The organism is Lacibacter sp. (assembly GCF_057361365.1).
Genome location: NZ_JBMQSG010000009.1, coordinates 68,401 through 85,791 on the forward strand (window position 1 = coordinate 68,401; position 17,391 = coordinate 85,791).

Annotated in this window: 9 protein-coding genes; 1 reads left to right on the forward strand and 8 read right to left on the reverse strand. The window is 40.3% G+C overall.

The genetic code is table 11. The features are described from left to right. Positions 1–14 precede the first annotated feature (14 nt). The 3 genes from ACO1QW_RS07990 to ACO1QW_RS08000 all read right to left on the reverse strand — a co-directional run bounded on the left by ACO1QW_RS07990 (position 15) and on the right by ACO1QW_RS08000 (position 5,704). Positions 15–1,694 carry a RagB/SusD family nutrient uptake outer membrane protein gene (locus ACO1QW_RS07990; RefSeq protein ID WP_486257365.1) on the reverse strand — a complete coding sequence of 560 codons (1,680 nt, stop codon included), beginning with the start codon at positions 1,692–1,694 and terminating at the stop codon, positions 15–17. Between the two features lie 18 nt (positions 1,695–1,712). After that, positions 1,713–4,754, reverse strand: a complete 3,042-nt coding sequence (locus ACO1QW_RS07995; RefSeq protein WP_486257366.1) for a SusC/RagA family TonB-linked outer membrane protein — start codon at positions 4,752–4,754, stop codon at positions 1,713–1,715. 74 nt (positions 4,755–4,828) lie between these two features. Then, complete coding sequence (locus tag ACO1QW_RS08000; RefSeq protein WP_486257368.1) at positions 4,829–5,704, reverse strand: inositol oxygenase family protein; 876 nt, start codon at positions 5,702–5,704, stop codon at positions 4,829–4,831. Positions 5,705–5,997: 293 nt separating this feature from the next. On the opposite strand from ACO1QW_RS08000, the gene ACO1QW_RS08005 reads away from it, so the two are divergent. After that, a complete protein-coding gene (locus tag ACO1QW_RS08005; protein ID WP_486257369.1) occupies positions 5,998–7,014 on the forward strand; it encodes a LacI family DNA-binding transcriptional regulator in 1,017 nt (338 codons plus the stop codon). 13 nt (positions 7,015–7,027) lie between these two features. Here ACO1QW_RS08005 and ACO1QW_RS08010 read toward each other — a convergent pair whose 3' ends face one another. From ACO1QW_RS08010 to ACO1QW_RS08030, 5 genes are read right to left on the reverse strand one after another with little or no spacing between them, the layout of a single operon-like run. After that, on the reverse strand, positions 7,028–7,924 hold the full coding sequence (locus tag ACO1QW_RS08010) for an alpha/beta fold hydrolase (RefSeq protein ID WP_486257372.1): 897 nt from the start codon (positions 7,922–7,924) through the stop codon (positions 7,028–7,030). A 20-nt stretch (positions 7,925–7,944) separates the two neighbouring features. Then, positions 7,945–9,486, reverse strand: a complete 1,542-nt coding sequence (locus ACO1QW_RS08015; protein ID WP_486257374.1) for a RagB/SusD family nutrient uptake outer membrane protein — start codon at positions 9,484–9,486, stop codon at positions 7,945–7,947. Between the two features lie 18 nt (positions 9,487–9,504). Continuing rightward, the gene (locus ACO1QW_RS08020) at positions 9,505–12,699 is read right to left on the reverse strand and encodes a SusC/RagA family TonB-linked outer membrane protein (protein WP_486257376.1); all 3,195 of its coding nucleotides are present in this window, start codon (positions 12,697–12,699) and stop codon (positions 9,505–9,507) included. Positions 12,700–12,728: 29 nt separating this feature from the next. Next, positions 12,729–13,934 (reverse strand): alginate lyase family protein, encoded by a 1,206-nt coding sequence (locus ACO1QW_RS08025; RefSeq protein ID WP_486257378.1) that lies wholly within the window; start codon positions 13,932–13,934, stop codon positions 12,729–12,731. An 8-nt stretch (positions 13,935–13,942) separates the two neighbouring features. Continuing rightward, a complete protein-coding gene (locus ACO1QW_RS08030) occupies positions 13,943–17,365 on the reverse strand; it encodes an MBG domain-containing protein (RefSeq protein WP_486257380.1) in 3,423 nt (1,140 codons plus the stop codon). Positions 17,366–17,391 lie beyond the last annotated feature (26 nt).

Genomic DNA, 17,391 nt, shown 5'->3' on the forward strand with positions numbered 1-17,391 from the left:
AACGACTGAGAAAATTAATTTGGATAACCTGGGTTTTGCGTAAGTTTTGGATTTGTGTTCATTGCTGCCGTAGGAATTGGGAATATGCGACGATAAGTATCTGCATTGGTTTTGAAACCATAAGAAGTTTCATATTTGCCAAAACGGATCATATCATTTCTGCGCCAGCACTCCCATGTAAATTCACGTGCACGCTCAGCATACAAATCATCAAGAGTAACTGTAGTCCATGCTGCTGAAGTTGTACGACTACTGCGTACCATATTCACCAACGAAAGAGCAGTGTGACCACTTGTTGCTGTACCACCTCTTAAAATTGATTCAGCTTTCATCAACAAAATATCTGAATAACGGAAGATCGGTGCATCATTACTTTGGTTACGGCTTGATGAATTTGGATCGGGAGCAAACTTGATATTGCGTATGCCCATGTTCCATGCAATTTCATCGTTACCCATATCCAAGGAAGCTGCATCCAGACGGGTAGAAAAGACAGAATCGATATACAGTTGATAAGTGTAAGCGGTACCTCCATCGGAACCCGTATAAAACTGATCATACCCTTTCTTTGTTGTACTCACCATCAACGGGCTGCCATCGGGCCAAAACTGATTTCCTACTAACCATTGATTATTCCTGATGTCATTTGCATCGGCTTTGAAATAAGCATTGTAAAAGCTTGATAATGTTGCACGGGGACCGCTGGGTCTTGCATTCACCAAACCATTGCCTGATGTTTGGTTCATGACGATCTGATTGAATGAATAGCTGCCCGGTGTACTTCCTGAATAACGATACTTGATACCAAGATTACGATTAAGATCATAACGGCCATGATATAAATATCCGTTGCTTGTAGAAGGATCGTAAGGAATAGCAAAAATGAATTCTTTAAATGACGGTCCGTTTGTAGGAGAAAACTGGTTGAGATATGTACTTCTGCTTTCAACTGCAAAGTTACCGGAGGCTATGACAGCATCACAGGCAGCTATCGCTTCATTATACTTAGGCGTACCTGCATACACTTCTGCATTCAGATACAATTTTGCCAATAATGCATTTGCCATCCATTTTGTTACTTTTCCATATGTGGTACTACCTGTGGCAGTTTTTAAATATGGAAGTGCAGCTTTTAATTCTGATTCAACAAAACTGAACACCTGCGCACGTGTAGCTTTTGCCTGTACACCAGGGCTTGGATAAATTGTATCCAAAGGCACATTACCAAACATATCCAACAGTTCCCAATAAGCAAACGCTCTTAACGTTTTTAACTCCGCAATGGCTGTATTTTTCGAATCACCATCCGGTGCATTTTTGAAAATATACATTGTTTGATTGCAAAGACCTGCTATTGAATTGGCATCATTCCACACAGTTGTTATCCAACCATGATCTTTGTTCCAGTTATGACGGTGCAATTGAATATAACCTTGTCCATCGAGCCAGTTACCACCATATACCGGTAGTATTGATTCATCTGAACTGAGTTCCTGTGCAAACCAGTAACCGAGTGAATAATGTCCACGCAAACTGGTATAAATAGTACCCATCACCGACTGAAATTCTGCATCGGTTTTAGGAAATACATCTTCTGTGTAAAGTGAATTTGGTTTCACCTCAATTTTATGGCAGGAGCTTATCGCTAAGCCAGCTGCTATCACTATTAGAAATTGTTTGAAATACTTCTTCATAAAATGTTTTTTTAATCGTTAAAAACCAACTGATACACCTAAAAGAACAGTGCGTGTTTTAGGATAGAAACTGTTATAATCCACACCTAATGATGCACCACCCTGGTTAATTTCAGGGTCAATTCCCTTGTACTTTGTTACTACAAACAAGTTGTTTACAGTAGCATAAAATCGAAGGTTAGTGATGTATTCATTTTTGATATTGAAACGATAACCTAAAGTCGCATTATCGAAACGGAGGTAAGAACCATCTTCTACGTAACGTGATGAGAAGAGATTGTTACGTGTATCGGTTCTTTTATCATCTGTTGCATAAGGAGTGATATTGGTTTGACCGGCTGTAACAACATAAGAAAGATCGGCACGTGTTGCATTAAAGATCTTGTTGCCCAACACACTTCTTACAAAGAAATTAAGATCGAAGTTTTTATAACGGAGCGTGTTGTTCCATCCAAACATCAGCTTGGCGTGCGGACTACCGAGTGAAAAGTAATCCGTTACATTCGATGGATTTGTGGTTGTTGTTTTATCCTTTTTATAGAACAGTGAATTACCTGAGGCGTCTTTACCTGCATACTGGAACGAATAAAACTGACCTAACGCACCACCTACTGTTAAAATCTGGAGACGGCTGCCTGAAGTACCAGGACCATCAATTTGTGTGTAATAAGTAGAGTCAGCATTTACACCATATTGTTCCGGTCCTTTTAAATCCAGTATTACATTTTTGTTGCTGGCAAGGTTAAAGCCGGTATTCCAGCTAAAATTCTTTTTGCTTACAGCATTTATATTTACACTAAACTCCACACCACGGTTTCTGATCTTACCAACATTCAACCATAAGAACCCACTTGGGTCAATTGATTGTGCAACGGCATAAGGGAATACCATGTTCGTTGTGGTTTTTTCATACAGATCGATAGACCCACTGATCTTTCCTCTCAGGAAGCCATAATCTAAACCAATGTTTTTGGTTGCTGTAACTTCCCATTGCAGATCAGGATTAGAACCTTGTGATGATCTGAACGACGCAGCAAACACACCGTTGTTATAATAAGTACCGGATTTGCTGTAAAGGCGTTGCGCATTGTATGCACCTAATCCAAACGCATTTCCTGTTTCGCCATAACTCACTCTTAACTTCAGATCATTGATAAAAGAAATATTCTTCATGAAATTTTCTTCTGAAAGACGCCAGGCCACACTTGCTGCAGGGAAATAACCCCATTCTTTGTTTTTTCCAAACACAGAACTACCGTCTCTTCTGATAGAAGCCTGCACAAGAATTTTTTCGTTGAAATCGTAGTTAAGACGGAAGAAGTCGGAAATGAAATTTGTTTCTTCATAAACAGATCCACCATAATCTACCGCAAAACCAGTTACTGTTTGATAGTTACCAAGACCCAAATTAGTATAACCTGTATAGTCGTTTACAAAGTTGGTCTGGCTGGTTTGCAAACCATCATTGTTGGTATTCTTTTGCCAGCTGTAACCTAACACCGCTTTGAGGTTATGTGCTCCAAACTTTTTAGCCCATGTTAAATAAGATTCCAATGTTTTTGAACTGCTTTGATAGTAACCTCTGTATGCAAGACCATTGGAATAAAAATTACGCAGGCTGCGGCCACCACCTGGGTCGCCATTGGTATAAAAACTTCCGGTGCTGTAGTTACGTGAATAGTAACTATTATAATATTCACCATGCAACCATGTACCACGCAGGTAAGCAAGGTTTGTATTGAATGTTAAGTTAAAAGGAAGTTTAGCTTCAACAGTAAAGTTTCCTTGTAAAGAACCATACTTGGTATCATCAATCGCATTTTTAACAATTGAAACAGGATTAAAATACTGCGTATTGTTTGGGTTTTCAAAAAAAGTACCATCAGCATTATAAATGGGTGACATTGGATTGAACTTTACAGCTTGCTGAAACACCATGTTCTGTAAAGGCACATTTGAAGCTTTGCTGTTGCTGCTCATCATGTTCAAGCCCAATGTTAAATGATCGTTTAATGCATGATGCTCCGCACTGATTCTTCCAATCACCCTTTCCAAACTACTTTGCAACATGATACCATCTTTTTTCAGGTAGTTCAAACTTGCGCTGTAACTGCTTTTATCTGTACCGCCACTAAAAGAAAGATTATGATTGTGAGATAAGGCTGATTCTTTTTGTACCGCCTTCATCCAGTTTGTATTTGCACCTTTATCATCATTAGTACTAGGTGTAAAATTATTTTTTTGCGCATAAGCTCTTAGCTGAGCTGCATCCAGCAAATCTAAGCTGCTGCTTACTGTTTCAAAACCTACATAACCATTATAAGCAGCTTGCAGTCTGCCCTTTTTACCTTTCTTGGTCGTAACCATAATAACACCGTTCGATGCCCTGTTACCATAGATAGCCGTTGCAGAAGCATCTTTCAAAATGTCCATTGAGGCAATATCATCAGGTGCCACTGCATTAATATCTGCACCAGGAATTCCATCAATCACATAAAACGGACCTTGCGGACTGTTTACAGTTGATGCACCACGAAGAATAACTGCAGCTGGACGATTTGGATCACCGCTTGCAGTAACATTTAAACCAGGCACTTTACCTTGTAATAATTGCCCAACGTCACCAATTGCACCACGATTAAGATCTTCAGGTTTAATTGACGTGATGGCGCTCGAAAGTGTTCTTTTAGAACTGCGGCCATAACCTACCACTACCACATCTGTTAAAGCAACAGATGAAGCAGAAAGCGTAATGTCGTAAGAACCGGCTGATGTAACCCGCACTTCCTGAGTTGTAAAAGAAACAGCACTGATCTCAAGTACATCGTTTGCTTTTGCAGCAATGGTAAATGTTCCGTTTGCTGAAGTTGTTGTTGAAACGTTTTTGCCTTTTACAGTTACTGTGGCTGCGGCAACCGGTTCGCCTTTTTCATCTTTTACAGTACCACTCACTTGCGATTGTTGCCCGCTTGCATTTGTTGTAATAAATGCAAGGAAGAAAACCATTATGGCAGGCAATACATAATGACCTAACAAGCCTCGTTTAAAAATTTGCATCATAGCAGTTTGTTTTAGAGTTATAGTAAGAAGCGGCTTAAAGAATATTGAATTGAAATGTATTGTTCAAATGGTTTTTAAAACTTAAGTGTTGCAGGCAGGTACTTTGCAACGAGTTCTTCATAATAGGGTCGGAGTTTTTTCCAATCTGGTGGTTCAGGACTTTTTGAATACAGATCGTAAGGATTAAAGAGTTGCACCCATTTCAACATTTTGCGATCATGATCATCAAGCAGATGATCATAAGCACCTTCTCTATGCCATGCGTAAAATGAATGATAACGGAGCATGTACAATCCCTCTTCAGGAATATGATCTTTCAACATATGATAAACATACTCATCGTGCCCCCAACTCATATCTACCTTACGCAAACCACAGTTGGGTTCATATACACCATGTTTGCTTTGGTAAACAGGATTATTTGCATCGGGGTTTGCAGCAAAATATTCGGGGAATACAACTTTATCAGAATAAGCACAACCAACCGGGAATGTATCGCCAACAACAGCCCATTGTGGTTCGCCAAAAAGGCAAAGCACTTTACCCATATCGTGCATTAAACCAACCAACACCATCCAATCGGGATGGCCATCACGACGGATTGCTTCTGATGTTTGCAGCAAGTGTTGCAATTGGTCGAGATCAGTATCAGGATCAGAATCGTCAACAAGCTGGTTAAGGAAATCAAACGCATCCCAAACCGTCATCTCTTTTTTATTGAACTGGAGAAACTCTTTGCGCTTCTGCTGCACAAAATCATAAGTCTGGTAAGTATGGTTCAAACGGTAAAATTCTTTTACCGTATCTCTTGCAGGCTCCTCGTAATTGCGGTATTCCTCTGTTGACTTTGCAGTAGCAATAGCTTCCGGATCGGGGTAGCGCCTCAGCAGGTCATCTTCCCATTCATCAAGGTTATTGAGCGGCACTGCCTCAAAATTGTTTTTACTCATAAAACTTATTTGAAGTGATTAATGTTTGATTGAAACAAAAGACGAATTGTAGTGGAGACCTTCTTTTCGCTGTAGTAAAAAGCGACGACAGAGAAGACAGGAATAAGCAGAAAATGCTTACTTGTTTCATATGCATGCAATTCGTTAGTGATTGTTAAAAGTTAAAATGACACTTTTTTGTTGGATAATGCCGTTAGTTTAATGCACTTTATTTACGAAACCGTTTTCGGTATCTGCACTAGTTCTTATATTGCAGCAGCAGCGTAAACCCAACCACGAGACATGATAGAGGTATGAGTAAGATTACAATTAAAACCTTGGCAAAAGAGCTTGGATTATCTATTGCTACTGTTTCAAAGGCGTTAAAAGACAGCCATGAAATAAGCAGTGAAACCAAGAAAAAAGTGTTGGCGATGGCGCAACAACTCGACTATGTGCCAAATCCATATGCCAGTAGTTTACGCAAACAAAAAAGTAAAACCATCGCTGTTATATTACCCGAGGTAGCCGATAACTTTTTTTCTTTAGCTATTAACGGAATACAGGCAGTAGCTGTTCAAAAAAATTACCATGTGCTCATTTATCTTTCACATGAAAGTTTTGAAATAGAAAAAGCAGTAGTGAATCATTGTCTTAGCGGAAGAGTGGATGGTGTGTTGATCTCTGTATCAAGTGAAACAAAAGAGGCCACACATTTACAGAAACTAAAAGATGAAAACATTCCTTTTGTTTTCTTTGATCGAGAGTTTAAAGATTTTTTGGCACCCAAAGTTGTGACCAACGATTATGAATGCGGTTACCAGGCAGGGAAACATTTAGTAGCGCAGGGATGTAAACACCCTGTGTTTCTTTCAACATCCGATGCTTTATCAATCTGCAGTAACAGATCGGCTGGTTTTGTGGCTTCACTTGAGGATGCAGGTATCAATATTAAAAAGCCGGAGTATGTGATCGATTGCAACACGAGTCTTGAAGATATTTTCGAACAAGTGAAAACAATGTTGGAGAAAAATAAAAAGATCGATGGCATTGTTGCTTCAGTGGAGAAATTAGCCATGCAGATCTATCTTGTTTGTCTTGAAAAAAAAATCAGCATACCAAGAGATCTGAAGGTGCTGGCATTTTCTACTTTGGAGACAGCACCTATCTTAAATCCGTCGCTCACTACTATCACGCAACCTGCATTTGAAATTGGACGCAACGCAACGGAAATTCTTTTCACATTGATTGAAAAGAAAAAGCACAGCATTGCATCTAATACAACGCTTGTGCTTCCTTCGAGTTTGATTGAACGAAATTCAACGAAGTGATTCCTGCGACGGATTATTGAATTGGGATATTCAACGATTTCAAAAATGCTGCAATAGTTTTATTCAATTCAGAATTTTGTTCTTTGTCAAACTTACCATGCTCACCTCCCTTCACTGTAAGAAATTCTGTTTTTACGCCGGCCTGTTTTAATTCATTATGCAGGTCAACTGATTGCTGGTAAGGAACAACAGGATCAGCATCGCCATGCACAATAAATACCGGTGGACTATTTTTATTTACATAAGTAATTGGTGAAACAGATGCAGCAAAAGCCTGATCAGTTGCTTTATTGCCCAGCCATCGCTTTGCCGATGTACTGGTTATACGTGAACCATATCCCCAGTCCCAAACATCAGTAATTCCATACTTATCGATAATAGCTGCTACTTTAATATTTTCAACGCCCGGGCAATTACCATCAAAACGATGATCATTGCCAAGTAAGCCTGCCATTAATGCAAGATGACCACCAGCACTTCCGCCCATCACCACAATTTTATTTACATCGATGTTCAATTCTTTTGCATGTTTTATCAAATAGATCAAAGCACAGCGTGCATCTTCAACAGCAGCGGGCGCTGTTGAATGCCCGGTTAAACGATAAGAAATATTTGCAACGGCAAAACCCATTTTAAAAAATGTATTGAAACCCGTTTGCGATTCCCGTACACCTTTGTTCCATCCACCACCATGTATATTTATTACCACAGGTGATGGCCCTTTATCTTTTGGTGGAAGATAAATATCCATCTTGCCTTCCCAATTGGGAGCAGTTGTGTATAGCACATTCATCTGCGATGTAAATCCTGCAGGAAGTTCAACAGGTTTATAAGTGAGTGTGTCAGCACTTTGAGCATTTATAAATACCGGCAGGCAAATAGCCATGAAAAGAATGTTCAGCTGTTTCATAAATAATGGTAAGGGCGAGTTCAATAACTTGGGTTTTGTGTTATCTGCAATTGAGTATTTGTATCAATTTCACGTTGCGGAATAGGCAACAGTAACCTGTCGGTTGTTATATAACTGTGTAATTCTGCCAGCGTTGGTGTTGGTGGAATATAACGGCTGTAATGCGCATCATACTCATCGGTATAATGATCTTTGATTCGCTGAATTACCTTGATGGTCGTAAGCGTTGTATTAAAACGGATAAGATCGAACCAACGCTGGTTTTCAAACGCAAACTCAACTCTTCGTTCCTGCGACAATGCTTCTTCAAACGCCGCAACATTGGGAACGGTTGCTAATGTAAGATTTGGCAATCCTGCTCTCGGTCTTACGGCATTAATTAAATCAAGACTCGCTTGTGAATAGCCCTGTGCTTCTGCCAGCATCAATAAAATATCAGCGTAACGCAGCACCGGCCAATCGCTTTCGCCATCATCTGTTAACACAACAGGAAATAAATATTTTTTTACATAAAGTTGTTGTCCATTCACCGTGCGACCAATAAGTGTGGGTTTACGCAGATCGCCATTGGTTAACGTATCAAGTTCCGCAGTTGGATAATTCAAACCATCCCCATCGCCATTTATAACCGTTGAACCAGTACCAAGTGGACCAAATGTATTTCCGAAATTAGAACCCAACCCAAAACCACCTGCTTTAAACCTTACTGCAAAAATAATTTCGCTATTCATTTCATTCGTGATAGAAAACACATTTGCATACGTTGATTGCAATGAATAACCACTGTTGCTGATAACATCCTGTAACAGTGTAACCGCCTCTGTTTTACGGTTAAGTGTGAGATAGACTTTTGCCAGTAACCCCTTTGCAGCCCAGCGTGTAGCCCGTCCAAGATCGGCAGCCGCAATCTGACTAAAGCGCAAACTGTTCATTGAGGTTACAGCAGTTGACAGATCAGCTTCAATGAGCTTATATATATCTGCAACGGATGAGCGGTTCATTGTTTTTGATTCATCGGGAGTAACAGGCTTATGCACGAGAAAAACACCACCAAACAAACGGACCATATTAAAATAATGATAAGCTCTTATGAACATTGCTTCGCCGGCCAATTGTTTGCGATCTGTTTCGCTTATTGGAATATTGATATTTTGAAATGTGAGTGCGCCGGTAGCAGGATCGTATACAACTCCTAATTTCTGTAACACAATATTGCAGTTACGGATATTATTATAAGTTGCCAGCCAGTAAGTATATAATGCCTGGTGTGCAGTATTCGGGATGAAAATATCAAGATCACTTAAATCACGGTTATTAACCGCCGTACTTCCCGGCGAACCCATCTTTGAATTATCGCTACGCAATTCTGTGAACTGCCACTCGGTATTGAGAGGACGTTGCATACCGTTGTAACAGCCGGTCAATGCAGCTTTTACTTCTGCATAGTTTGCATAATAAGTACCCGTATTTAGATTCGATTGCGGGTAAAGATCAATGATCTTTTTACAAGCTGCAACATTCATACAGCAAGCTATTAACAGGAATAATTTTAATTGTTTCATATTGTTGCTGTTAAAAAATTAAAAGTTGATGTCGATACCAAACAAAATCGTTTTTGGCATTGGGAATGATCCACGTTGGTAACCATCAACCAATGGTGTGTTATATGGTCCTGAAGTAAATCTCCCCTCCGTGTTAATACCCCTGTAGCCGTTTGCTGCTTTAAAAAACAGGTTCTGTCCAGAGAAATAAATACGCATGGAACTTAAACGAATGGCAGATGCAAATTTTGCCGGCAATGTATACCCAACGATCACTTCTCTTAACGCATAATAAGAAGCATCTTCCACCACATAATCCGTAAGCATCCAGTTAAAACCAACTGTTGAATAAGGTGTTTTACCGTCGCCCGGATTTGCAGGACTTAACCAACGATTCTTTGTATAATTTTTATTGTAACGTTTTGTTTCGTTATAATTAGGATCACCATTGATCAACTCACCACCTTGTACTCCCTGGAACATAAAGCTCAGGTCAAATGCTTTGTAGGTAACTGTGTTGCTGATGCCCCAGGTGAAATCAGGAAAAGGAGAGCCGATCACTACACGATCATCAGGATCTAATACATTGTCGCCGTTCACATCAACCAACTTTAAACCACCAGGTACAAACACATTACTTAAACCACTTGTTAAACCGGCAGTTCTTGCAGCATCTATCTGCGCCTGTGAAAGCCAAACGCCATCGGTTCTGTAGCCGAAGTATTGGATCAACGGATCACCTACCCTGTTCATATAAATCTCTGTACGTTCTCCCTGGTTCAATAAAAATGCTTCTTCACCTAATTCAAGTAATTTATTTCTTGAATGCGCAAGATTGGCTGTGGTTGTCCAGCGTAGATCTTTCTTGCGAATATTGTTTGTTGTTAATTCAAACTCAATTCCCCTGTTACGTAACTGTCCAATATTATTCCAGGTAAGTGGAACACCCGTAAAGCCCATTGTTGACTGGCGCAATAACAATTGATCAGTTTGCGATTGATACATATCAACAGAAAGATTGATGATGCTTTTGAACAACGATAGATCAATACCTCCATTATACTGGAACGTACGTTCCCAGGTAATGTTTTCATTTGACAAAATATCTCGTGAAGGAACCTGGCCGATGTTCACCGCACCTGTTCCTGCACCCAGTGGATAATTTGCTGCATACAACAGATCAACAAATGCGAAATCTACAATACGATTGTTACCAGTGGCGCCATAGCTTGCACGCAGTTTTAAATTACTTAGCCAACCAACATTGCTGAGAAATTTTTCTTTTGATGCCACCCACCCCAATGAAACAGAAGGGAATTTGCCCCACTTATTACCGGGCGCAAAATAAGAACTGCCATCTTCACGAAAACTTGCAGAAAGCAGGTACTTGTTTTTATATGCATACGATACACGACCTAAATAAGATAACAAGCCGATCTGGTTTGAAAGGTTAAACGTACCAGGTTGGTCAAGTTGCAACGCAGTGTTCAACGTAGTAATGTTATCACTTGGATAATCAAGACCCACTGATTGTTCTTCACGAATTCTAGTTTGCTGTGCTGTAAAGCCAACTAATACATTTAAAGAATGATCATTAATGTTTTTATTGTAAGTGAAGGTATTCTCCGATAATACATCAACAAACAAGCGGCTGTTATATTGTCCCCTGTTAACATCACCATCACGATTTGAATTTCGTTTAGCAAAGTCAAGCGAATGTGTATAGTTTACATAAGCACTTGCCATTGTTTTAAAATCAAAACCAGGGAAAATATTGATGGTGAGATCGCCGGAAGTTTGTAAACGATAGTCGTTTGAATTGATCGATCTTGTTTCCATCACCGATTTGGGTGTGTTATTGGCCGTGTTAAAAGGGCTTGTTAATGCAGTGGTATTCCAGGTACTTCCATCGGGCATTAAACCGGTGTAGAGCCGGTTATTAAAATGTCGGGCCTGCACAAAATCTCCTGCTTTTACTCCCGCCCACAACGGATCCTGGTTCACAAAAGCAGCTGTTTTTTCATTGTGATAAACAGGCAGGAATGATTGAAAGCGAACAAAGTCAATGTAGTTTACTGAAGGCCGTTCACGTTTGATAAAAGAAGGATTCATATTAAAGGTGAACTTGGTACGCTTGCCCAACTGTGCATCAACTTTAGTACGCAGACTGAAACGATCATATTCACTGTGATACATCATACCCTGGTCTTTCTGGTACGCTCCCGACATAAAATATTTTACATTACGTGTACCGCCCGATACATTTAGTTGAATGTTCTGCACTGTTGCATTTCGCAATGCTTCGCTTTGCCAATCGGTACCACGGCCTTCCATGATCACATTCTCTACGATATAAGCAGCACGTTCATTGTTAGCAATAATGGCTGTACCTGTCGGCGCCGGTATAGATGGATCTTTTGCTTTTAAAGATGCTTCATAAAACAAAAGATTGGTGTACTCTGTTGTACTCATCATTGGGTAACGTTCATATGCTGTTTTTGCACCACTTGAAACTTTCAATGAATACTTGGGTTTATCGGCTTTGCCGCTTTTTGTTGTAATGATGATAACCCCACTTGCACCACGTGAGCCATAGATAGCAGCTGATGCCGCATCTTTCAACACTTCAACAGATTCAACATCGGCCATGTTTACAAATGCCAATCCATCAGGAACAGGATGACCATCTACTACTACTAACGGATTTGCACCAGCGTTAATGGAGCTTACTCCACGCACTCTTATTTTTGGATCGGAACCTGCTTCTGACGATGTATTTTGAATCTGCACACCTGCAATTTTTCCCTGTAAAGCCTGGTCTAATCTTGATACCGGTGTTTCATCGAGCCGTTCATTTTTAAACTTCGACACTGCGCCTGTAAGATGAGACTTCTTTTGCGTGCCATAACCGATTACTACTACTTCTTCGCCGGATATTGGTGCTGCTGAAAGCGATACATCGATCTTACTCTTATCACCAATAGTGATTGTTTGCGGAAGAAAGCCCACATACGAAAAAATAAGGGTTGTTGCTTTTGCATCTACGCTAATAGAATAAGTACCGTCTTCTTTTGTAGTAACACCTCCCTTTTGCTTTTCAACCAATACATTCACGCCTTGTAACGGCTCATTGTTTTCTGCATTCACCACTTTACCCGTAATGTTCTTACGCTGCGCAAGCGCAGCACCCGTTGTGATAAGGAGTAAGAATAACAAACATTTCAACTTTTTCATAACAGCAAGTTTTTATGTTTTAAATCGTTTTAGTAAATAAGATTAATGCGTAATCGTTTTGCTTTGTCGCCAGCAATGGTTCTTACCGATTGTTCACAGCTTTTACAGTTGTATTGCTTTGCGCCATCCATTAATAAGGCGTAGCCATCTTCATATTCAAATGGCTTGATCTGTGTACCTGCCCATTCTTTTTCTTTTGCGATGTAAGGCTGCAATGCATTAAATGCTTTCTTTAATGATTTGCCCGACGCTGTTGTATGATTCCAAAGATCGATGCCTGTATGCTTTGCCATGGTGGCGATATTGAAAAATGCATTCATCACAAATGTGCTGTAGTGCAATGAAATAGTTCTTTCCAGTTCTTTGGGGAATAAACCTTCATCATTCAACTGCTGATCAAGTCTTACTGCAGCATTTTTTACAATACGCTTTGCAAGATCAATACTATCGATATACAGTGCCAATGACAAACGTTGTGCATCGTACCAGGCACCATGATTATTATTTGCATTCATTTCATCAATGCCGATCTTACTTGTCTGCATCCAGTTTAAAAAATCAGCCGACCATTGTTTCATTTTTTGCTGATCTTCTTTTGTCAATGCTTTTGCACCGCTGATCAATCCAATGGCATCGATCAATTTTACAAAATGACGTGTATCGATCATGCCCGCACCTCTTCCTGTTGTTACACCTTTGATGGCTTGACCAAAATTCAAGTTTGGATTCATGCGTGTAGCTGCATCAAGAAACCAAACACGAATAAGCTTCGCTGCATGTTCGGCATACATTTTTTCACCGGAGAAATAATAAGCCAGTGCAAGCGTATGCACATCGCCGCAAAGTTTTGGCAGGTATTCCTTGTCTTTATAATCTTTTACTTCTGGATTTGTTTGCCCGTCTTTACGGATGTACGGAAGACCATCAGGCTTGTTTGGATCGGGCCAGAAATAAGGTGCAAGACTCATGTAATCATGTTTATCTCCGCTCGGTGGCTTATTTGTTTTTTCCATTACACTCACTGGCCCGAATTTCAAGGCTGCATCCGCATCCTTCAGCAATTGCTTATAAGCAGGCATCAACGCTTCATCCTTTGCTGCAATACGACTGCGGTTCTCTTTCAATGCATCCATGTTCATGGCAAACACAAACTGTTTTGTTTTTTGTGCGTGCAAGGTTTGCACTGCGAGAACTGCTACACAACTAATGATGACTAAACAAACGATCTTCTTCATGAAATTCATTATTGTTTTAACACATAAATCATACGTTTCAGATCAACCCCATCTCCTTTAACAGTTACCACGTGCATACCCGTTGTAAGTGTTGGAATAAATACTTCCACCTGTATAAATCCTACAGGCATAAACACATTCCGTTGCACAAGAGGCCGGCCATTCATATCGTAGACCATGATGTCACCCAACCTTGGCTCAGGCGAATAAATACGTACAAACAAATTTCCGGTGCTGTTTACATATGCATTGAGATACTGTTGATCAGTTCCTTGTTTGGGAAGAATAGTAAGACGGCCGGAAACATAATTCAGATTATAATTCTGTGATGCTGCGCCTTGTACAGTAATGGTATAATATCCGGGTATTGAACTATTGCCTGCCGTAGTTACCGCTTCAGCAGCGGTTGTTAGATTGGTAACCGTTTCACCTAGTACAAATCCTGTGTATGTAATGGTGAATGTTGGATTAGCAGTTCCTTCAACCTTACTTGTATCTAATGCACGAATAGTAAGATTGACTTTGTTTACCGTTAATGTTCTTGCAACAGCAGTAGCAGGAAAATAACCGTCGTTACCTGCTTGTGATGCAGTAATTGTTGTAGTGCCTGCACCGGCAATATGAATTACACCAGATGTGTTGATCGTTGCGACAGATGTATTAGTGCTTGTGTACGTAATAGGAATAGTATTGTTGGTGCTGGATGCATTTGCATTAAAGTCTGCGTTGCCATAGGTTTTCAAGGCTGGCTGATTGAATGTGATGGTTTGGTTTTGTTTTGGCTGAACAGTAAGTACACCTGCCTCGAATGTGATTGTATAATTGTTTGATATTGCTCCGCTCACTGTTATTGGATAAGTACCCGGTGCTGAACTTGCGGTTGCTGTAGTAGTAATAACAGCAGGCGTTAATAATACTGTTGCTGTTTCGTTCAATACAAAACCAGTGTAGGTTGCTGTTAACGTGGGAACAGCCACTCCTTCAAATTTTGTTTTATTATCCGCTTTAATGAGCAATGAAGCTTTAGTAACTGTCAACGATTGTGTAACACTTGCAGCAGGATAAAATCCATCGCTTGCCTGCGATGCAGTAATGTTTGTTGTGCCCGCACCAGTGATATGAATCTTTCCATTTACAATTGTTGCAACTGAAGTGTTGCTGCTGCTGTACATGATGGTCTGCGTTGTGTTCAAACTTGTGGCGCCTCCATCGAAATCAGCATCGCCATATGTTTTCGCAGGGAGCGGATTAAAAACAAATGGATCAGATTGTGGTATTGCACCAACACTGAATGAGCCAAAACTGCCAACCGAAGTTGTTGCTGTATTAGTTGTATTATTTGCAGTACCTGAAGGCAAACTCCAGCTGCTGCCATTATTGCTGATAATACCAATATCAGTATTAGGCAATGTTGTAAATGTTGCACCTTCCAATGCGCTGTTCCAATTTAATTGCAGATCTGCATTACCTGTTCCGTTAAATCGATTGACTTGCCATACCGCATTTACAACAGTTAATTTTTCTGAACCGATCAAGGCAGTGCCGTTTAGTGTTCCCTCTTTTGTTATTCCTTCAAATACCGAAGCAGTATAATCGGCCGTAACCGTTGCTGTAATAGTTACAGGTAAATAATATTGTGTCGTACCAATTGGCAAGATGGCACCGTTGTTTGCGGCATCATATTTAAACAATGACTGCTTGTTGTTCGCAAGATCAACATCAGTTGCGATGTAATTGTTGCTATTAAAATTCCCATTCAACATAGCACCGCTTAATAAATGCAAAGTATCGGTTGAGCGAAGTGTAAATTTTCCATTGAGCATAAAATGATCATGAACTGCAACACTAATGTTTGCAGTTGCAGCCGCATTCAGCTCAACAAACCCTGTTTGTATCATGGTTGCTGATGAGTTTGTGCTTATACCAAACGGAGTTGTTGTCGTTCCATTGATGATATAATTCAACTTATCTGCAAATGTTTTACTTCCGGTTGTGATTACAGAACCGGTTGCAGCATCGAAGCCTCTTGCAGTTGCAAGCGTTGCCGCTGAAGTGGAAATCGTCAAAGCAATACCAGTAGCTGTTGCCTGCAACGGATGCGAAATATAGATGCTGTCGTTGGTTGAAGACAAAGCAATCACAGTTGTACCTGTTGCAATACCTGCGCCGCTGATAGTTTTTCCAACGGCAGCCGTTGTTATGCCTGTATTACCTGTAATGATGTAAGCGCCTGTTGATGTATTGCCGGTACCGGCGGCTGCCGTTTCATTTCCACCTGCTATGAAAACAGCATCGCCATTTATTTGGTTTGAGTTGAAATTAAGTTTGCCATATACTTCAACAGAAGAAGCAACAGTCATGTTTGTATTCAATGTTACATCTGCTGCATCTGCAAGTTCAAATGCGCCAACATTTATTGAACCGGAACCAGAAATAATTTGTGCAGCATTATTACACAGCAATAATTTGTTGATACCTCCAGCTGGCGAAGAAAGTGTTCCGTTAACAGTTACATTGCCAAGCACCGCTGTTTGTCCTGATGTATGTGTGATGAAAGTACTTCCTGCGTCAATTGTGAGATTAGTCATGCGGTAAATCGGACCATCTGCCGTAAGGGTTGAATTGTTTGTAACGATGATGTTGCCAAAACTTCTGCGAACGAAAAAAGAACCAAAGCCTGTTGTTGGATTATTAGCACGATGATGCCATGTACTACCTGGTTTCATTTCAATAGCAGAAAAAACAGAGTTATTTCCCATAGGACTGAATCCACCATTATAGTAAAGGTTTGATCCATCTTCAAACACAACCCATTTTTCTGATGATTGTGAGTTACTTCCAAATGCATAGGAAGAAGAGGCCGAAGTAATATTGGTTGATAAACTTGATCCGCTTGTGAAACGAAAAGTACCGGGAAGACCGCTTGGTGTGTTATCGAATCTTGCCTGCAATGTTGTATTCATCAAAATATCCCCATTCACAAGACCTGTTGTTGTTGTGCCCATGGCCATACGCACGCTGCCAATTGTTGACGTAAATGAAAGTTTTGATCCTGCAGCTACAAAAAAATCATCACCATCACCGCCACTGAATGTGACCGTACTTGTTCCGGTTGTTGTACGTATGAAACTAATATCAGCATTGTTTACAAATTTCATTTGCGCACAAGTGATACTACCATTTGCCAAAACGATGGTAGCACCGGTTGCCGGTGAAGTACCGCCAACATTTGTTCCATCAAAAACAAGCACGTCTGTTGCACCGGTTGATGATGGCCGAGCAGTACCTGATCCATCAAGTGAGGTGTTCCAGTTGGCACCGGTTGAAATACTTGTGGTGGCAGCTTTTCCTCCCACCCAATAATAAGTTGTTTGGCTGTAACCTGCTCCGGTAATTATGAGCAGTGATAATATGAGTAGAAATTTTTTCATACAGCTTATTTTAAATCGTTTTGGTT